Genomic DNA, 19,022 nt, shown 5'->3' with positions numbered 1-19,022 from the left:
CGGACGGAGGAGTCTGGACATGACGAAGGTTCTCGCCGCGGGTGACCGCTTCGTGGACCCGCAGCTGTTCGTGAGCGCGCTGACCGAACAGGCGGTCGGGCACGACCTGAGCTTCAGCACGATGAAGACGGGTTGGCCGGTGGAGCCGTTCGGCCCGGTCGGCGGCGTGCGCGAAGCCAGCGGAACCGAGCAGCAGGTGCTCGAAGCGCTGGGCGACGCCGAGATCCTCGCCACCCAGATGGCTCCGGTGACCGCGGACGTGCTGGGCAAGAGCCCGAACCTGCGGTTCGTCGGCGTCGCCCGCGGCGGCCCGGTCAACGTCGACCTCGCCGCGGCCACCGAGGCGGGCGTGATCGTCAGCTACACCCCCGCGCGCAACGCGGCGGCGGCGGCGGAGTTCGCGGTCGGCCTGATCCTGGCGGCGATGCGGCGCATCGCCGACTCGAACGCGGAGCTGAAGAACGGCAACTGGCGCGGCGACTACTACGCCTACGAGCAGGCGGGGCTCGAACTCGAAGGCGCCACGGTCGGTCTGGTCGGCTACGGCGCGATCGGGCGCATCGTGGCGCGGGTGCTGTCCGCGTTCGGCGCGCACGTCCTGGTCTCCGACCCGTTCGTCGGCCGGGAGGAAGCGGACCGGGACGGCGTGCGGCTGGTCGAGCTCGACGACCTGATGCGCGCGAGTTCCGTGGTGAGCCTGCACGCGCGGCTCACCCCGGAGACCGAGCACCTGATCAACGCCGCGAACTTGGCGCTGCTGCCGGAGGGCGCGGTGCTGGTGAACTCCGCGCGCGGCGGGCTGCTGGACTACGCGCCGCTGCCGGACCTGCTCGCGTCGGGCCGGTTGGGCGGCCTGGCGCTCGACGTGTACGACGTCGAGCCGCCGCCGCGGGACTGGCCGCTGTTCGACGCGCCGAACGTGATCACCACCCCGCACCTGGCCGGGGCGACCCGCCGGACCGCCGACCGGGCCGCGGCCATCGTGGCGGGCGACGCGGCGCTGTTCCTCGACGGCCGACGGCCGCGCCACGTGGCCAACCCCGAGGTCCTGGGGCGGCTGGAGGACCTGAGTCCATGATCATCGGAGTCGATGTCGGCACCTCGGTGACGAAGGCGTCGCTGCTGGGCCGGGACGGCTCGGCCCGGGTCACCCACAGCGTGCGCAGCACCCTGCACCGCTCGGCGGGCGGACGGGTGGAGCAGGACCTCGACGAGGTCGTGGCCTCGGTGATCAGCGTGGTCCGCTCGGTCGCGGCCGAGGCGGACTCGCCGGTGCAGGCCCTGGCCATCACCGGCCAGGGCGACGGCCTGTGGCTGCGCGACGCCGCGGGCGCCCAGGTCGGCCCCGGGCTGTCCTGGTTGGATGCCAGGTCGGCGCCGGTGCTGGAGCGCTGGGAGTCGGAGGGCGTGCTGCGCAGGGTGTACGGCTTGACGGGCTCGGGCATGTTCCCGGGTTCGGCGGCGCCGCTGCTGGCGCACGTGGCCGAGCACGAACCGCAGCGGCTGGAACGGGCGGAGGTCGCCGGCTACTGCGTGGACGCGATAGTGCAGCGGCTCACCGGCGAGGTCACGGTGGACGCCTCCGACGCGTCGCTGCCGTTCCTCGACGTGCCCACCCGCGCCTACAACGCGGCGGTGCTCGAAGCCTGCGGGCTCAGCGGATTCCGCGCGCTGCTGGCGGAACCGGCGCCGCCGGGCAAGCTGTTCGCGCTGGACTCGCGCAGCGCCGCCGAACTCGGATTGTCTCCGGGCCTGCCCGTATCGGCGGGTCCCTTCGACCTGCCTGCGTGCGCGTTCGGTTCCGGGGTGCGCGCCGACGGAGACGCCGCTCTGGTGATAGGTACGACGCTGGGCTGCCAGGTGCTGCGCGACGAGGTCACCATCGATCCGGACGCCGACGCCGCGGGCATGTGGCTGGCCACCCCGGATCCGGACCGGTACCTGCGGGTGATGCCGGCGATGGTCGGCACCGCGAACCTGGATTGGGTGCTGCGGATGGTCGGCGCGGGCGTGCAGGACCTGGAGGCGCTGCTGGCGGCGAGCCCGGCCGGGGCCAACGGGGTCTCGGCGTTGTCGTTCCTGTCCTCCTCCGGTGAACGAGCCCCGTTCGTCGAGCCGCACGCCCGCGGCCAGTTCACCGGGTTGTCGTTGGAGACGACCCCGGCGGACCTGGTGCGGGCGTTGTGCGAGGCGGTCGCGTACGCGGCGCGGCACAACCTGGAGTCCGCCGGATTGACGGGAGAGGTCGCCGCCTGCGGAGGCGGCGCGCGGTCGGCGGCGTGGAGCCGGATCTTCGCCAGCGTGCTGGGACGGCCGCTGCACGTGCCGCACGAGGAAGGCGTCGGCGCGCGCGGGGCGGCGATGACCGCGTGGGATTCGCTGGGTGAGCCGGTGGATCGCGAGCTGTGGTCGAACGCCCGGCACACGGTGCAGCCGGACGCGGCGGCGGTGGAGTTCTACGAGCGCGGATATCGCGCATACCTGGAATCGATCGATCGGGCCCGGCCGGTGTGGCGGTCGGGGGGAGGAGTATCCGGATGACTCGTCTGTACGACGATCCGGCGACGTTCACCGAGGACATGGTGGCCGGTTTCGTGGCCGCCAACCCCGGTTACGTGCGCGAGGTGCGCGGCGGCGTGGTGCGGGCGCGGCGCGCGCGCCGCGGCAAGGTCGCCGTGGTCACCGGCGGCGGATCCGGGCACTACCCGGCGTTCTGCGGGGTGGTCGGTCCTGGTTTCGCCGACGGCGCGGTGATCGGCAACATCTTCACGTCCCCGTCGGCGGAGGACGCCTATTCGGTGGCGAAGGCCGCCGACACCGGTGCGGGCGTGGTGTTCTCGTTCGGCAACTACGCCGGGGACAACATGAACTTCGGGCTGGCGGTGGAGCGGCTGCGCCGGGAGGGGGTCGCCGCGCACAACGTGGTCGTCACCGACGACGTGGCGAGCGCGTCGGCGCAGGACATCGGCAAGCGCCGTGGCGTGGTGGGCGATTTCGTGGTGTTCAAGGTCGCCTCCGCCGCCGCGGAGGAGGGCTACTCGTTCGACGAGGTGGTGCGGGTCGCCGAGCACGCCAACGACCGCACTCGCAGCCTGGGCGTGGCCTTCGACGGCTGCACGTTGCCGGGCAGCCCGCAGCCGCTGTTCGAGGTTCCGGACGGCCGGATGGGCCTGGGACTGGGCATCCACGGCGAACCCGGTGTGTCCGAAGTGGACATGCCGAGCGCGGCGGAACTCGCCCGCACGCTCGTCGACGGGGTGCTCGCCGAAGCACCCGAGGGGACGGGAACGCGTCGGGTGGCGGCGATCCTCAACGGGCTGGGCGCCACGAAGTACGAGGAACTGTTCGTGGTGTGGAAGACCGCGTCCCGGCTGCTGGCCGAGGCCGGTGTCGAGGTGGTGCAGCCGGAGGTCGGGGAACTGGTCACCAGCCTCGACATGGCCGGTTGCTCGCTGACGCTGACCTGGCTGGACCCGGAGCTGGAGCGGCTGTGGAGCGCGCCCGCCGATTCCCCCGCCTACCGCAAGGGGAGCATCGTCGAGTCCGATGTGGACGACGAGGTGGTGGAGGAGGCCGCCGAGGTGGTCGCGGCGGCGACCGCGGTCGCCCCGCAGGTCGGGCAGGACACCGCGCGGCTCGTGGTCGCGGGACTGCGGTCGCTCAGCGAGCTGCTGCACGAGTCCGAGGACGAGCTCGGCAGGCTGGACGCGGTGGCCGGCGACGGTGACCACGGCCGGGGCATGTCGCGCGGCAGCGGTGCCGCGCTGGAGGCCGCGGAACCCGCCGCCGCAGCGGGCGCCGGTCCCGCCGCCGTGCTGATGGCCGCCGGTGACGAGTGGGCGGCGAAGGCGGGCGGCACCTCGGGCGCGTTGTGGGGAGCGGGGCTGCGCTCGTTCGGAGACCTGCTGCCCGACGACCGGGAGGTCACGGCCGCCGACCTGCTCGCCGGGTCGCGAGCCGCGCTGGAAGCCGTGCAGCGGCTCGGCCGTGCCGAACCCGGCGACAAGACGCTGGTGGACGCGCTGATCCCGTTCGTCGACGAGCTGGCCGCGGCGGTCGGGGACGGAGCCGGAACGGGCGAGGCGATCCGGCGGGCGGCGCGGGAGGCGACCGCCGCCGCGGAGCGGACGGCCGAGCTCACCCCGCGCACCGGGCGGGCGCGGCCGCTGGCGGAACGCAGCGTCGGCACTCCCGACCCGGGGGCGACGTCGCTGGCGATGGCGCTGAACCGAGCAGCGGAAGTCCTCGGTGGACGGAACCCGGAACTCGACACGACTGAGGTGAAGTGACGATCATGGCGGACGAGCAGGCCGGCTGGCGCGTCGTCGTCGGCTCCGATGACGCGGGGCTGGACTACAAGGACGTGCTCAAGGCTGATTTGGCGAAGGACCCCCGGGTGGCCTCGGTGGTCGACGTGGGCGTCGGTTCCGACGAGCACACCGACTACCCGCACGTCGCCGTCAACGCCGCGCGCAAGGTCGCCGCGGGCGAGGCGGACCGGGCGCTGCTGGTGTGCGGTACCGGGCTCGGCGTGGCGATCAGCGCGAACAAGGTGCCGGGGGTGCGCGCGGTGACCGCGCACGACAGCTACTCGGTGCAGCGCTCCGTGCTGAGCAACAACGCCCAGGTGCTGTGCTTCGGGCAGCGCGTGGTGGGCCTGGAGCTCGCGCGGCTGCTCGCGGCGGAGTGGCTGGACCTGCGCTTCGACGAGAACTCGGCGTCGGCGCAGAAGGTCGCGGCCATCGGCGAGTACGAGGGCGGCTCCACCGGCGGGGCGTGTTGAGCCCGTCGCTGGTCGAGGAGCGCGCGGAGGTCATCCGCATCGCCCAGAAGATGATCACCGACGATCTGGTGGTGGGCACCTCCGGCAACGTGTCGGTGCGCAGCGGCGAGCTGGTCGCGGTGACACCGTCCGGAGTGGACTACGACGGCCTGACCGTCGGTGACATCGCGGTGGTCCGGCTCGACGGCACCGTGGTCGAGGGCGACCTGCCCCCGACCTCGGAGCTGCCGATGCACTTGACGGCGTACGTCGAGCACGGTGTGCAGGCGGTGGTGCACACGCATTCGTTGCACGCCACGGCGTTGTCGTTGCTGCGCGACGACGTTCCCGCGGTGCACTACCAGCTGGCGGAGATGGGCGGTGTGGTGCGGGTCGCGGAGTACGCGACCTTCGGCACCGATCAGCTGGCTCGCAACATGTCGGTCGCGTTGGAGGGCCGGGGTGCCTGCGTTCTGCGCAACCACGGCACGGTCGCGGTCGGTTCGACGCCGGCCGCGGCGTACAACCGCGCCCGGCAGCTGGAATGGCTCTGCGAGCTGTGGCTCACGGCCCGCCGGGCAGGCGAACCGAGCCTGCTCGACGACGAGGAGCTGTCCCGCTGCGCAGCCCAGTTCCACCACTACAGCACCCGCTGACCCCAGTGCGGCGACGCTCCCACCCCCGAGCGTCGCCGCACCAAGGTTCGCCACAGCCACGGCGAACCCGACCCAGACCCGGCGAAGCAAACCTGCTCAAGCCGAAGCCGACCTTCAGACGGCCGAAGCCCGTGCCTCGCGGCGAAGCCGTGCCTTTGCGGCGAAGCCGTGCCTTGGGCTGCGGAGCAAGCCTGCCTGGCGGCCGTAGGCCGTGCCTGTATTCGCGCAGCGAATAGCCCACGTCGAGAAGCCGACCACCGGCGGGTTCTCAGGTGTCTTCTCGCGAGGACAACTTTTTCCCTCGTGGCGGAGCCACTTGGGAAAAAGATCCCGCAGCGAGAAGACACCTGAGGTTCCGCCACCCGACCACCCAAGCAAATCACCCCGATTCCCCAGCGAAAGAAGCGAAGTAAGCCGCCGCCATGTCTTCGTTGGCGTGGCCTGCTTCTGCTGCTCGACGGAAGCGTTCGCGCACGGCTTCGGCCACGTCGAGCCGCAGCTCACCGGCTGCTTCGGCGATGAGGCTGGCGTCCTTGTGCGCGCCGCTCACGGTGAACGAGGGGGTGTAGTCCCCGGACACGATGGCGCCGCCTTTGATGTGGGCGTACGGGGAGTCGACGGCGCCGCCGGAGATGGCGTCGAGGAACAGTTGTGGCCGCACGCCGAGGGTTTCGGCGAGCGCGATCGATTCGCCGACGGCGTTGGTCAACGACAGCACCCAGTTGTTCGCGGCGAGCTTGAGCCGGGTCCCGTCGCCGTGCGCCGCGTCGGAGCCGAGCCACAGGGTGCGGGCGCCGACGGCGTCGAACACTTCTGCCGCCTGGTCGCGGATCTGTTCCGGTCCGGCGGCGAGCACGGTCAGCGTGCCTTGCACGGCGGGGCCGCGGGTGCCGAGCACGGGCGCGTCCACGAGGGTCAGCTCGCCCGCGATCTCGGCGATCTCGGTGATGCCCGCGAGCCCGATCGTCGCCATCTGCAGCCACGGGGCGCCTGCGGGCAGTTCGGGGGCGGCGGCGCGTCCTGCTGCGGCGGTCGATTCCGCGTCGAGCAGCATCGTGACGAGCACGTCCGCGCCGCGCGCCGCGTCGGCCGGGCTGTCGGCGATGGTGGCGCCGTCTGCGGCGAGTTCTTCGGCGCGGGACCGGGTCCGGTTCCAGGCGCGCACCGCGAAGCCGCGCGCGAGCAGGTTGCGCGCCATCGGCGCGCCCATCGTGCCGGTTCCGAGGAAGGCCACGGTTGTCATCGTTCGCGTCCCAACATGTCGCTGATCGTCGGAGCGGGGGCCGCCCGCCCTTCGCCGATTGTGCGCGTCCGCCCGGTCCGCGCCCGCCGGGGCAGGGGCTCACGACCTTGGCCGGATCTTGTCGGTAAATGGCGTTGCCGCCACTCGAATCGGCGCCCGGCGCGCCGCATGCTGGTGGCAGCGCGCGGCGCCGCCGCTGGTGGAACACCTGGTGCGATCTCGTGCGGGCAGCGGTTCATCGAGTGCGTCGCCCACGCGGTATGGCATCGGAATGATCGGCGATGCGCGTTCCCGCAGGGGGCACGTGCTATCCGGCCGAATCGCACCGTCGATCCGGAGAAGTTGACGAGGAGCTTTCGTGCAGGAGTGGGAACTCGGTCGAGTCCACCGCAGCAGCATCGGCGATGTTCGCTGGGATCGCCTCGGCGAAGAGGAGGAGGAACCGGTCGTGCTCTTGCACGGCACGCCCTTCTCCTCTTTCGTCTGGCGGGGCGTCGCCCGTGCGTTGGCGCCGCATTTCCGGGTGTACGTCTGGGACATGCCGGGCTACGGCGCGTCGGACAAGCACGACGGCCAGGACGTGTCGCTGGCCGCGCAAGGACGGGTGTTCGCGGAACTGCTCCAGCACTGGGAACTGGACCGCCCCGCCGTGATCGCGCACGACTTCGGCGGTGCCGTCGCGCTGCGCGCGCACCTGCTGCACGGGGCGCGGTACGAGCGGATCGCCGTCGTCGACCCGGTCGCGCTCGCCCCGTGGGGATCGCCGTTCTTCCGGCTGATCGGGCAGCACGTCGAGGTCTTCGAGCAGCTGCCCCCGGCCATGCACCGTGCGCTGGTGCGCGAGTACATCAGGTCCGCCAGCCACCGCGGCCTCGACGACTCCCTGGTCGACGCGCTGACCGAGCCGTGGCTGGGGGAGTCCGGCCAGCCCGCCTTCTACCGCCAGATCGCCCAAGCGGATCAGCGCTACACCGACGAGGTGCAGCACTCCTACGGCGAACTCGACCTGCCCGCGCTGGTGTGCTGGGGCGCGGAGGACACCTGGATCCCGGTGCAGAAGGGCCACGAGTTCGCCGGACTCGTCCCAGGAGCGCAGCTGCGGGTGATCCCGGGTGCCGGGCACCTGGTGCAGGAGGACGCGCCCGCAGAACTGGCGGCGGCCCTTTTCGCATTCCTCCGCGACCGCTGACGATTTCCTCGGTCGTTCTCCGAGGTGGTCGGGTGCCGGAACCTCAGCGTTCTTCTCGCTGCGGGATCAATTTTTCGTGGCTCCACACACGATTGCTGTCCTCGCGAGAAGAACGCTGAGAACCCGCTGGGGGGTTCGTCTGCTCTGGTGGTGGCCGCTCGCCTGCGCCGCCGACAGGATCACAAGGGACCGGATTTCGGGCCCGTGCAGGCGCTACGCGGTTCGGCGGGGGGTGGGGCGGTTTGCGGGGCGTGGAACATCCGGCGGTACGCCGACGGAGAGGTCCGCATGATCCTGCTGAAGTGGTACCGGTAGGTCACCACGGATTCGAAGCCCACCGTTCCGGCGACCTCGTCCACCGAGTCGCGGGTCTTCTCCAGCAGCGGCAGGCTCGCGCGGACGCGCTGCGAGGTGAGCCAGCGCATCGGTGAACTTCCCGTGGTGTGCGCGAAGTGGCGCAGGTAGCTGCGTTCGGACATGTGCGCCGCGCCCGCCATCAGCTCCACCGTCAGCGGTTCCTTCAGGTGCTCCAGCGCCCAGCTCATGCTCCGCGCCACCCCGTCGTTCTCCGGTGATCCCGCCACCGGCGACTCGACGTACTGCGCCTGACCGCCTTCCCGGTGCGGCGGGATGACGAGCCTGCGGGCGACGGTGTTGGCGAGGTCGGCGCCGAGGTCTTTGCGCACCAGGTGCAGGCACAGGTCGAGGCTCGCCGCGCTGCCCGCGCCGGTCAGCACGTCCTCCTCGTCGATGTAGAGCGGTGCCGGATCGACCTCGACCAGCGGGAAGCGGCTGCGCAGCAGGTCGGCGTAGCGCCAGTGCGTGGTGGCCCGGCGCCCGTCCAGCATTCCGGCGGCGGCGAGGGCGAACGCTCCGGTGCAGGTCGACACGAGCCGGGCACCGCGCCGGTGGGCCGAGTGCAGCGCTTCCACGAGCGCGGCCGACGGGTGCTCGTGCGGATCGGCGCGACTGGTGACGATCACCGTGTCGGCGGCGGCGAGGTCGTCGAGTCCGTGCGGCGTGCTCATCACCGCACCGCCGTCCAGCGGCACCGCCCCGGGGTCTTCGGAGCACACCGTCAGCTCGTACCGGCTCGGGATCAGGTCGAGCAGGTAGCGGCCGAACACGGCGGAGATCACGCCCAGTTCGAAGGGGGCCGTGCCGGTGGTCGGCAGCACCGCCACCCGGTGCCGCCGCTCCTGCTGTTCACCCGAAGTCGCCATGGCGTGATCTTATCGATACGAGTGGTTACCGCCAGTTCTGTTCGGGGGAAGGACCGTTAACGAGAAGGTCATGGCAGGTCGACGCGGGGAAACATCCGGCCCGCACCGTGGAGCCATGACAGCTGGAGGCGGGAACGCGGCGGAGCCCACCGGCGTGCGCGGCCGGGCAACGTGGACGCGCGAAATGGTCGAGCTCGCCGCGCTGTGCGCGGTCGCCGGGATCGTGCACCTGATCGGCGCCGGGCCGCGCTCCGCCGACCCGGCGGCCTGGGCGCTCGTCGCGTTCGGCGCGCTGCTCGTGGCGGGTGCGGCGGTGCGCTCGACCCGGCCGCGCGGCGCCGGGCACCCGGCGGCCGAGCCCGTCGCCGAACGGGGGCCGGATGCGGAGCTCGTGAGCGGCGGGCGCGCGTTGTGGCGGTTGCGCGCCTCGGTGTCCGACAGCCCCGGACGGCTCGCGGACGTGGCCTCGGGCCTCGCCGGACTGGGCGGCGACATCCGCACCCTGCACGTGCACCCGGTCGCCGACGGAGCGGTGGACGACGTGCTGGTGCACGTGCCCGCGACGGTGGGGGAGACCGATCTGGTCCGGGCGGTCGCAGCCGCGGGCGGACGCGACGTCACGGCCCGCCGCGCGGAGGTCCGCGAGCTCGACGACGTCCCGACTCGGACGCTGAACCTGGCCGCGAACCTGGTCGACGGGCGTGGCGACGTGGAGCGGGCGTTGCGCGGCACGCTCGGCGAGATCGAGGTGCGCTGGCAGGAGGAACCGCACCCCGCGGCCGGGCTCGACGGCGTGGCGGACGGTGTGATCTGCCTGGCCGCGCCGGGCGGCGGCGCGCTGGTGCTGGAGCGGACCGGTGCCGCGTTCACCCCGGCCGAGTTCGCGCGGGCGCGGGCGATGGCGGGTCTGGCCGCGGCCTGCCGCAGGCGGCTGCGCCCGGAGGTGCGGGAGCTGACCAGCAACGACGGGGCGCGGCTCACCGTGCGCGCGGCCGACCGCGAGGACCTGGACCTGGTCACCGAGTTCCACGCCCGGTGCTCGTCGGCCGCGCGGTACCGCCGCTACTGCGGCGCGAGCCCGCCGGACGGCGAGCACATGCTGCGCCTGCTGACGCCCGCGTTGGGCGGTTCGCTGCTGGTGCAGGGGCCGGACGGTGCGGTCGTGGCGGTCGGCAACCTGGTGCGCGAGGGGCGGGTCGCGGAGGTCGCCCTGCTGGTCCGCGACGACTGGCAGCGACGCGGCATCGGCACCCGGCTGGCCGCGGAGCTGGTGGAACAGGCACGGGCCGCGGGGCTGGACACCGTCCAGGCCCACACCCACGTCGACGACACCGCGATCGCCCGCACCCTGCGAGCGGCCGGGCTCAAGCTCGTCGGCGTCCCCGAACCGGGCGAGTGGAGCTGGTCGCGCTCGCTGACCGGCGCTCGCTGACGCGCGCGGCGCGCAGGTTCGCGGCGGTGGCTGTCACGATGGGCCGATGGACGAGGACGTCATCCCGATCATCCGGGTGGAAGCGGCCGACGTGGCGCTGAAGTGGTACGAGCTGCTCGGCTTCACCGCGCAGTGGGAGCACCGGTTCGAGCCGCACCTGCCCGCCTTCGTCGAGGTCATGCGCGGGGGAGTGCGCCTGTTCTTGTCCGAGCACGAAGGCGATGCCCGTCCCGGCGCGCTGATCTACTTGCGGGTCAGCGACGTGGACGAGATCGCCGAGCGCTTCGGGATGCGCCCGGAGCCGACCCCTTGGGCGCGGGAGATCGAACTGCACGACCCCGACGGCAACCGCCTCCGCATCGGCACCCCGCTGGGGTGAGCGACCGGGCTCGCCGAGCGGTCACCACGCCCGGTCGGTGGCGGCGGTGAGCAGTTCGGTGAGCATCCCGTGCACGTGGTCCGGGACGTGCATCGCGGCGAGCGCGTCGCGGGCCTCCTCGGCGCGGCGGGTGATGAGGCGTTCGCACTCGGCGAGCGCGCCGCTGTCCACGACGATCGACTGGATGCGCCGCACCTGCTCGTCGTCGAGGTCGCCCGCGGCGAAGGCGCGGTCGATCTCGTCCAGCTGCGCGGCGTCGGCGCGGCGCCGGGTGGTGGCCAGCAGCACGGTGGGCTTGCGGGTCCGCAGGTCGTCGCCGACGGGCTTGCCGGTGATCGCGGCGTCGCCGAACACGCCGAGCACGTCGTCGCGCAGCTGGAACGCCTCGCCCAGCGGCAGAGCGTAGGCGGTGTAGGAGTCGAGCAGCGCCGCGTCGGCCCCGGCGAGCAGCCCGCCCAGGTGCAGCGGGCGCTCGATGGTGTACTTCGCGGTCTTGTAGTGGATGATCGTGCACGCCCGCTCCACGGAGTGCGTGGACCGGGCCTGTTCGGCGACGTCGAGGTACTGGCCGAGCACGAGCTCCGCGAACGACTGCGCCACCATCGGCTGCACCGCCGCGAGCCGGTGCTGCGGGAGCCCGCTGGAGCCGAGCAGCTCGTGGAACCACGCCAGGCACAGGTCGCCCAGCAGCAGCGCCACCGAGGTGCCGAACAGCTCCGAGGAGCCGCGCATCCGCTCGGTGTGGTGCAGGTCCGCGTGCTGGCGGTGCAACGACGGGGCGCCGCGGCGGGTGTCGCTCTCGTCGATGATGTCGTCGTGGATCAGCGCGAACGCGTGCAGCAGTTCCAGGGCCGCGGCGGCGGCGATGATCCCCTCGTCGTCGCCGTCGCCACCCGCGCCGCGCCAGCCCCAGTAGCAGAACGCCGGTCGCAGCCGCTTGCCGCCGATCAGGAAGGTCCGCAGCGTGTCGATCGCCGCTGCCCACTGCGCCCGCCCGGTGTCGTCGGCGGCCATCGCGCGGTAGCGGTCCTCCTGCATGTCGAGGAACCGGGAGAGGGCCGCGTCGACCCGTTCGCGGACCCCGTCGACGTCCACTGCATGGGTCGGGGCGGGGAACGTGGTGGTCATCTGCACTCCCTGGAGCGGCGAACCTGTCGGCTCATGTGGATCGGTCGTCCACAAAACTAGGGTTCGCGGGGGTGCGGGGACATCGGCCGTTGCGCCCGTGATGATCTCCGCCGAACGGTCGGCCGAACGGTCATTTCCAGGCCGTTCGGCCGAGGTTCAGATTCCGTAGCGGGCGGCGGCGCCGTCGAGCAGCGCGCGCAGCCCTTCCTCGAAGCGCTCCTCGGCGGTGGTCGTCGTGGCGATCCGAGCCCATTCGGCGTGCGGCGCCTCGGTTCCGAGCAGGGCGTGCAGTTGCGGGAGTTCGCCGTGTTCGAGCTGTTCCCGGAGGAATCGGGCGGCTTCGGCGGGAACGTCGCCGTCGTGCAGCGGTTCCCCGGTGCGCAGCACGTTGCCCTGCACGTAGTCATCGACGGCGGCCAGCAGGGCGAGCTTCGAGCCGGGGTCGAGGGAGGTGCCGGCGAGCGCGGCCAGCGACTGGTCGGCGTGGCGCAGCGCGTTCGGTCCCAACCGGGCGCCGCGCAGGCCTTGCAGCAGTCCGCGGTGGCGCAGCGACACCTCGCGGGTCCGGCGTGCGATGGCGGTGAGCGCGGCCCGCCATTCGGTGGGCAGCTCGTCCGCGGGGATCAGCACTGCGCCCATCAGCGCGTCGTCCATGAGCGCGACGAGGTCGTCCTTGGTGCGCACGTAGTGGTACAGGGTCATCGTCCCGGCGCCCAGCTCGGCGGCGACCCGGCGCATCGAGACCGCTTCGAAGCCTTCGGCGTCGGCCAGGGCGAGCGCGGCGGCGGCGATCTGCTCGCGGGTGAAGCGGGGTTTGCGGGTGCCCGGTGCGGGTTCGGCCCAGATCGGGGTGCCGCCGTGCTCGGTTGCCATGTGGTACACCGTACCGCTAACGTTGTTCGTGCGGTGTACGACTATCGAGTACGTCGTACCACTTGATGGAGGCGGAACATGCAGGAGACCGAAGTACTCATCGCGGGCGCCGGGCCGACCGGCCTGGTTCTGGCATGCGAACTGGCCAGGCGCGGCATCGGCTTCCGGATCATCGACAAGGCCACCGAGCACTTCGGCGGCTCGCGCGCCGACGGGATTCACCCGCGCACCCTGGAGGTGTTCGCCGACCTCGGCGTGCTCGACGAACTGCGCGCCGCGGGCGACGGCGGCATCCCGCTGCGCAAGTACGACGACGGCGAACTGGTCTGGGAAGGCAGGCCCAGCGAACCGACGCCTCCGGCTCCCGGCGTCCCCCACCCCGACCCCTGGTTCGTCCCGCAGTTCCGCACCGAGGAGATCCTGCGCAAGGCGCTCGCCGGGTACGGCGGCCAGGTCGAGCTCGGAGTCGAACTGCGCGAGTTCCACCAGGACGATCGGCACGTCACCGCGATGCTCGCCGACGGCACCGAACTCCGAGCGCACTACCTCGTCGGAGCCGACGGCGGCGGCAGCACCGTGCGGCGCGCCCTCGGCATCGGCTTCCACGGCGAAACCGACGAGACGACCGGGGCGCTGATCGCCGACGTCCGGCTCAGCGGCCTCGACCGCGACCGGGCGCTGGCCTGGTCGCGGGGCGGGGAGATGGTGTCCGCGCAACCGCTGGCCGGGACGGAGCTGTTCACCGTGACCACGTCCCGCGACGACATCACCGCGACTCCCAGCGCGCTGCAGGAACGGCTCCGGTGGGCCAGCGGGCTCGACGTGCGGGTGCACGAGGTGCACTGGAACTCGACCTGGCGGGCCAACGCGCGCCTCGCCGAGCGCTACCGGGACGGCCGGGTGCTGATCGCCGGCGACGCGGCGCACGTCTGCCCGCCCACCGGTGGGCAGGGCATGAACACCGGGGTGCAGGACGCCTACAACCTGGGCTGGAAGATCGCCGCCGTGCTGCGCGGCGCGGACCCGGCGTTGCTGGAGACCTACGAGGCCGAGCGGCGCCCGGTGGCCCGGGGCGTGCTGGAGCTGAGCGGGCGGCTGCTGGACCTGCTGCGCGAGGACGATCCCGAAGCGCACGTGCGCGGTCCCGAGCTGAACCAGCTCGGACTGCACTACCGGGGAGGTCCGCTGTCGGCGGAGGAGCGCGGCGAGCCCGGCCCGCTCCGCGCGGGCGACCGGGCGCCGGACGCGCCGTGCGAGCGCGACGGTGCCGCGGTCCGGCTCTTCGAGCTGTTCGGCGGAACGCGGTGGACGCTGCTGGACTTCGGCGGCTCGCTCGGCGATCCGGGCATCGCCGACTTGGACGTGCACGCCGTCGTGCGCGGAGCGGGGCGCCCCGGTGACGTCGTGGACGTCCACGGCCACGCCCGCACCGGATACGGAGTGGGCGCCGCCGCCCTGTTCCTGATCAGGCCGGACGGCTACCTCGGCTGGTGCGGCGACGCCGGAGACCTCGCCGGTCTCCGGTCCTACCTGCTGCCGAAGCTGAACGCCCCCGCTCCCCGCGTGACCGGGTAGCGGAGGCGTTCACCTGGATCCGGCGGCGGGTCGTCCGCGGCCGTGCGGCTCGCGCTAGATGAGCATTCCCGCGATGGCCGCGCTCATCAGGTTCGCCAGCGTGCCGCCCGCGATCGCGCGCATCCCGAACTCGGCGATCAGCGGGCGGCGGGACGGCACCAGGCCGCCGAGACCGCCGAGCAGGATCGCCAGCGACGAGAAGTTCGCGAAACCGGTCAGCGCGAAGGTGATGATGATGGCGGTGTGCGGTTCGAAGCTCGCCGCCTGCGGACCGAAGTCGCTGAAGGCGACGAACTCGTTGAGCACCAGCTTCTGCCCGACGAAGCCGCCCGCGACCACGGCGTCGTCCCACGGCACGCCGATCAGCCACATCACCGGGGCGAACACGTAGCCGATGATCTGCTCGAAGGTGATGTCGCCCAGCCCGACCAGGCCGCCGAACGCGCCGAGGATCAGGTTCAGCAGGGCGATCAGCGAGACGAACGCGAACAGCATGGCGCCGACGTTGAGCGCGAGCTTCAACCCGTCGGAGGCACCGGCGGCTGCGGCGTCGATGACGTTGCGCGGCTTGGTCTCCAGAGCTTCGCTGTCGTCGACCGCCGTCGCGGTGTCCGCCTTCTCCGGCTCGCCGGTGTCCACAGTGGACCTGTCGGCTTCGGGCTCTTCGGCGGCGGGCTTCTCGGCGGCGGGCTTCGGGTTCTTCGAGAACCACGCCGCCAGGCCGCGCCGTTCGGTGCGCGCCGCGGCGGCGTGCTCGGCGTCGCCGGTGGCCTGCTCGGTCTCCGGCACGATGATCTTGGCCATCATCAGCCCGGCGGGGGCGGCCATGAAGCTCGCCGCGATGAGGTGGTCCAGGTTCGCGCCCAGCAACGCGTAGCCGACCATCACCGAACCGGCCACAGTGGACAGTCCGCCGACCATGACGGCGAAGAACTCGGACCGCGTCATGCCCGCCAGGTAGGGGCGCACCACCAGCGGCGCCTCGGTCTGCCCGAGGAAGATGTTGGCCGTCGCGTTCAGCGACTCCGCGCGCGTCGTGCCCAGCACCGCGCGCAGGCCGCCACCGACCACGCGCACCACCCACTGCAGCACGTTCCAGTGGTAGAGCACCGCCGTCAGCGAGGCCACGAACACGATGATCGGCAGCACCTGGAAGGCGACCACCGTCGCGCCGTTGGTCGGCATGACCGGCCCCAGCAGGAAGTCGATGCCCTCCTTCGACGAGTCGATCACGCGCTGCACCCCGGAGGACACCGCGCTCAACGCCTGCTTGCCGGCGTCCCACCGCAGCACGATGAAGGCGAACACCAGCTGGATCGCCAACGCCCCGAACACGGTGCGCGGCCGGATGGCCCGACGATCGGTGGACAACGCGAAAGCGATCAGCAAGAGCACCACCATGCCCGCTGCGCCCCAGAGCACCTGCACGTGACCCACCTTTCGTCGATGCGGTTCGCGGAATGCTCGCATCCCCGTCAATCAGGTGTGCGACCGGCCTCACCACGGGAAATGTGGCAACGCGACCCGTTCGTCCATCCGGACCGAGGCGGGCTTCGGGCGAACGGCGCAACGGCCGGTGCCGGTCCGGGCCGCTGCTCGCGCGCCGGACTCGGCGATCGGTCGCGGTTCGCCGTTCAGCGGAGCACGCCCACGCCGCCGTAGACCAGGGAGTCGACGGCATCCTCGTCGAGGCGTTCGTCGGGGCGCCACTCCGAGACGAAACCGGCTCCCGGCTCGACCATCTCGAAGTCGCCGAACAGGTCGGCGATCCACCGCGACGGGCGCGGCGTGGCGGGATTGGTGCTGGTGGCGAACAGCGCCGTCAGCTGGGCGAGCTCCTCGGGGCGGGCCTCGTCGGCGGCGTGGCTGATCGCGAGCATGCTGCCGGGGGCCAAGGCCCGCCGGTAGCGCGCGACGAGCTCGGCCGGGTGGTCCTCGTCCGGGATGAAGTGCAGCAGGGCCAGCATCAGCAGCATCACCGGCTGGTCGAAGTCCAGCAGCCGCCGCGTGTCGGGATGTCCCAGGATCACGTCCGGCCGGCGCGCGTCGGCCTGCACGATCGTCGCGTGCGCGTCGTCGTCGAGCAGCAGCCGGCTGTGCGCCACGGCGACGGATTCGTAGTCGACGTAGACCACGGGGCAGGACGGGTCGAGCTCGTGCACGATCTCGTGCACGTTGCCGACGGTGGGAATGCCGGAGCCGATGTCGAGGAACTGCCGCACCCCGGACTCCATCGCGTGCAGCACGGCGCGGCGCAGGAATTCGCGGTTGATGCGGCTGGACGCGGCGATGCCGGGGAAGATCCGCTCGGCCTCGCGGGCGAACCGGCGGTCCGATTCGAAGTTGTGGCCACCGCCGAGGAGCACGTCGTAGACCCGTGCCGCGCTCGGCTTGGTGATGTCGACGTCAGCCGGGATCCAGTCCTGCTCGCCCAATCCGCACCTCTTCGCGATCAACGATGTTCCCTCGAAGGATGCCGCAGGAAGGGCATCGGAGGGTCGCGAATCGATCACGGAACCAGGTGCGGTCGGGCGGGTCGCGCGGAGTTCGCTCAGCCGCCGTCGATGCCGCGCTGGTCGGGGTCGTCCGGACGTGCGCGCCGGGCGGCGATCCGGATGCAGCGCATGCACGGCATGCCCGTGGATTCCTCGACGAGCGAGGGATCCAGCGGCATCCCGCACAACGTGATCAGCACGTCGCGCGGCGTCCAGGTCGCGGCGTGCACGACACGAGCGCGTTCGCCGACGATTCCGGCGCGGTAGCGGACGTTGAGCACGGTGGGTTCGGGCGGCGGGCGCCCGTGGTCGGCGTCGACCATCTCGGGAAGTGCCACCGTTCCGGGTTCGGGTTGGCAGTCGTGAAAAGCAGGCATGTCTCTCACCTGACTAGCTCGCGGTGGGTGAGCGCTTGTCCTGTCAAGTTACGACCGTGCTGCACTATGGAGTGACAGCTATGTGACAGTGCAGCAATAAGGTGCTCACTCCAACGTGTGTCACCTAGTCTGGTGGTCTCATGGCCCCACGTGGAAGGAGTCCCGTGCCACGGCCCGAACAGGGACTGGCCCTCGGTGACCGCGTCGCGATGGCCCGCAAAGTCGCCGGACTCAACCAGCAGGCCCTAGCCCAGCGGGCCAATTACAGCATCAGCATGCTCCGAGCGGTCGAACAGGGACGTGAACCCGGATCGCCCGCGTTCGTCGCGGCCGTGGCCCGTGCGCTGGGCATAGAGGCCGAAGAGCTCTACGGCCAGCCCTACCGCGGCACGCTCGACGACGACGGTGGCGTGCCACCGGGGATGACCGAACTGCGCACGCTGTTCGCCGAAGGCCGCTACGCGCTCCCGCTGGATCCCGGCTCGCCCGAGGAGCTCGAAGCCGACCTGGGCAAGGCGCGGGAGCTCCGGCACTCCGACCGCGCCCGGCAGGCGATCGAGATGACGCCGTCGTTGCTGCGCAGGATGGCCGGCGCCATCCACCAGGCGAGCACCGACTCCGGTCGCGAACGGGGGTATCGGCACCTCGCGCAGGCTTATGGCAACACAGCGCAACTGGTCTACCGGTTCGGGTGGATTCCACTTGCGACACAGGCCGTGGACCTGATGGAACTTGCTGCGGAGCGTAGCGATGATCCGCTGTTGGCCGCTCACGCTGTGCAACACCGCGCGCTGATCCTGATGTCGTGCGCGGCGTACGACACCAGCACCCGTCTGGTGCAGCACTCGCTGGACCTGTTGGAGTCCAGACCGGACAGTGAGGAGGTGCTGGCGCTGCGCGGATCGGCGCACCTGCGCGGCGCGATGATCTCCGCGCGCGATTGCGAGCTGGACCGCGCCCGCGAGCACATCGCGGAGGCGCGGGTGATCGGCCGACGCCTCGGCCGGTCCTCCACCGCCTACGACACGAACTTCGGTCCCGGCAACGTGGAGATCCACGACGTGGCCGTCTCGCTGGAGGGCGGTGATCCCGGCAAGGCGGCGCGCGACGGCTCCGAGCTGCAACTGCCCGACGACATGCGGGCCAACCGGGTCGGCCACCACTGGCAGGACGTCGCCCGAGCCTGGGTGATCGTCAACGATCACACCAACGCACTGCGCGCCCTGAGCAACGCGCGCCGCGTCGCCCCGCAGCAGACCCGCTACCACCCGCAGGTCCGCGAAACGGCCCGAGCCATCGCCATGGCCGAACGCCGCAAATCCGACAGCATCGCCCACTTCACCAACTGGCTCGGCCTCAAAGTCTGACCCGCCCCGACAAGCACCGGCAGACCACAGCAGGACCACCAGCAAAGCCCACAAAAGCAAGCAAAGCCCCCGAACCAAAGCCCACCCCGTACGGCCGAAGGCCGTGGCCCTGCGGCCGAAGGCCGTGCCTCGGGCGGGCGAGAGCCCCGCCTGCTTCGCGGCCAAAGGCCGTGCCCCGCGGCGAAGCCGTGCAGTGGGCGGCGAAGCCAGCCTGCTTTGCGGCCGTAGGCCGTGCCTGTATTCGCGCAGCGAATAGCCCACGTCACAAAGCCGACCACCGGCGGGTTCTCAGTCGGTCTCTCGCGAGGACAGCTTTTTCCCTC

Annotated in this window: 16 protein-coding genes and 1 pseudogene; 10 read left to right on the top strand and 7 right to left on the bottom strand. The window is 71.8% G+C overall.

Going from position 1 to position 19,022, the window contains the following annotated elements; translation table 11 throughout:
- Window positions 1–19: 19 nt before the first annotated feature.
- Genes ACWD38_RS19490 through ACWD38_RS19470 form a run of 5 tightly spaced genes read left to right on the top strand, consistent with a single transcriptional unit; the run spans window position 20 to window position 5,418 of the window.
- Window positions 20–1,078 (top strand): 2-hydroxyacid dehydrogenase, encoded by a 1,059-nt coding sequence (locus tag ACWD38_RS19490; RefSeq protein WP_450124612.1) that lies wholly within the window; start codon window positions 20–22, stop codon window positions 1,076–1,078.
- Window positions 1,075–2,541, top strand: coding sequence for an FGGY-family carbohydrate kinase (locus ACWD38_RS19485; protein ID WP_184480507.1), 1,467 nt, complete (start codon window positions 1,075–1,077; stop codon window positions 2,539–2,541). The genes ACWD38_RS19490 and ACWD38_RS19485 overlap by 4 nt, the downstream gene beginning before the upstream one ends.
- Entirely contained in the window at window positions 2,538–4,289 is a 1,752-nt protein-coding gene (locus ACWD38_RS19480) for a dihydroxyacetone kinase family protein (RefSeq protein WP_184480505.1), read from the top strand. Before ACWD38_RS19485 ends, ACWD38_RS19480 begins: the two co-directional genes overlap by 4 nt.
- Window positions 4,290–4,294: 5 nt before the next feature.
- A complete protein-coding gene (locus ACWD38_RS19475; RefSeq protein WP_184485476.1) occupies window positions 4,295–4,783 on the top strand; it encodes a ribose-5-phosphate isomerase in 489 nt (162 codons plus the stop codon).
- Window positions 4,780–5,418, top strand: a complete 639-nt coding sequence (locus tag ACWD38_RS19470; protein WP_281398630.1) for a class II aldolase/adducin family protein — start codon at window positions 4,780–4,782, stop codon at window positions 5,416–5,418. The genes ACWD38_RS19475 and ACWD38_RS19470 overlap by 4 nt, the downstream gene beginning before the upstream one ends.
- Window positions 5,419–5,797: 379 nt before the next feature.
- Here the strand turns inward: ACWD38_RS19470 and ACWD38_RS19465 are convergent.
- A pseudogene (locus ACWD38_RS19465) lies at window positions 5,798–6,715 on the bottom strand (NAD(P)-dependent oxidoreductase); the annotation flags it as partial.
- A 304-nt stretch (window positions 6,716–7,019) separates the two neighbouring features.
- Here ACWD38_RS19465 and ACWD38_RS19460 point away from each other — a divergent pair.
- Window positions 7,020–7,850, top strand: coding sequence for an alpha/beta fold hydrolase (locus ACWD38_RS19460; protein ID WP_450124611.1), 831 nt, complete (start codon window positions 7,020–7,022; stop codon window positions 7,848–7,850).
- 179 nt (window positions 7,851–8,029) lie between these two features.
- On the opposite strand, the gene ACWD38_RS19455 is transcribed toward ACWD38_RS19460, so the two are convergent.
- Window positions 8,030–9,073 carry a GlxA family transcriptional regulator gene (locus tag ACWD38_RS19455; RefSeq protein WP_450124610.1) on the bottom strand — a complete coding sequence of 348 codons (1,044 nt, stop codon included), beginning with the start codon at window positions 9,071–9,073 and terminating at the stop codon, window positions 8,030–8,032.
- 115 nt (window positions 9,074–9,188) lie between these two features.
- Here ACWD38_RS19455 and ACWD38_RS19450 point away from each other — a divergent pair, with 115 nt between their 5' ends.
- Window positions 9,189–10,505, top strand: coding sequence for a GNAT family N-acetyltransferase (locus ACWD38_RS19450; RefSeq protein ID WP_450124609.1), 1,317 nt, complete (start codon window positions 9,189–9,191; stop codon window positions 10,503–10,505).
- Window positions 10,506–10,551: 46 nt separating this feature from the next.
- On the top strand, window positions 10,552–10,884 hold the full coding sequence (locus tag ACWD38_RS19445; protein WP_184480493.1) for a glyoxalase superfamily protein: 333 nt from the start codon (window positions 10,552–10,554) through the stop codon (window positions 10,882–10,884).
- A gap of 21 nt (window positions 10,885–10,905) precedes the next feature.
- Here ACWD38_RS19445 and ACWD38_RS19440 read toward each other — a convergent pair whose 3' ends face one another.
- Complete coding sequence (locus ACWD38_RS19440; RefSeq protein WP_450124608.1) at window positions 10,906–12,012, bottom strand: polyprenyl synthetase family protein; 1,107 nt, start codon at window positions 12,010–12,012, stop codon at window positions 10,906–10,908.
- Between the two features lie 156 nt (window positions 12,013–12,168).
- Window positions 12,169–12,885, bottom strand: coding sequence for a TetR/AcrR family transcriptional regulator (locus tag ACWD38_RS19435; RefSeq protein WP_184480489.1), 717 nt, complete (start codon window positions 12,883–12,885; stop codon window positions 12,169–12,171).
- Between the two features lie 78 nt (window positions 12,886–12,963).
- Here ACWD38_RS19435 and ACWD38_RS19430 point away from each other — a divergent pair, with 78 nt between their 5' ends.
- Window positions 12,964–14,460 carry an FAD-dependent monooxygenase gene (locus ACWD38_RS19430; RefSeq protein WP_450124607.1) on the top strand — a complete coding sequence of 499 codons (1,497 nt, stop codon included), beginning with the start codon at window positions 12,964–12,966 and terminating at the stop codon, window positions 14,458–14,460.
- A 54-nt stretch (window positions 14,461–14,514) separates the two neighbouring features.
- Here the strand turns inward: ACWD38_RS19430 and ACWD38_RS19425 are convergent, their stop codons facing one another.
- From ACWD38_RS19425 to ACWD38_RS19415, 3 genes are all read right to left on the bottom strand, one after another.
- Window positions 14,515–15,888, bottom strand: coding sequence for a NupC/NupG family nucleoside CNT transporter (locus tag ACWD38_RS19425; RefSeq protein ID WP_450124606.1), 1,374 nt, complete (start codon window positions 15,886–15,888; stop codon window positions 14,515–14,517).
- A gap of 206 nt (window positions 15,889–16,094) precedes the next feature.
- Window positions 16,095–16,916, bottom strand: coding sequence for an SAM-dependent methyltransferase (locus tag ACWD38_RS19420; RefSeq protein WP_246456969.1), 822 nt, complete (start codon window positions 16,914–16,916; stop codon window positions 16,095–16,097).
- 95 nt (window positions 16,917–17,011) lie between these two features.
- On the bottom strand, window positions 17,012–17,332 hold the full coding sequence (locus tag ACWD38_RS19415) for a hypothetical protein (protein ID WP_184480483.1): 321 nt from the start codon (window positions 17,330–17,332) through the stop codon (window positions 17,012–17,014).
- A gap of 164 nt (window positions 17,333–17,496) precedes the next feature.
- Here ACWD38_RS19415 and ACWD38_RS19410 point away from each other — a divergent pair, with 164 nt between their 5' ends.
- Window positions 17,497–18,699: a helix-turn-helix domain-containing protein gene (locus ACWD38_RS19410; RefSeq protein WP_343071479.1), complete on the top strand. Its 1,203-nt coding sequence runs from the start codon at window positions 17,497–17,499 to the stop codon at window positions 18,697–18,699.
- Window positions 18,700–19,022 lie beyond the last annotated feature (323 nt).

The sequence above is a fragment of the Saccharopolyspora sp. NPDC002578 genome (assembly GCF_053592695.1).
This window is presented reverse-complemented; position numbering and strand designations above follow the sequence as displayed.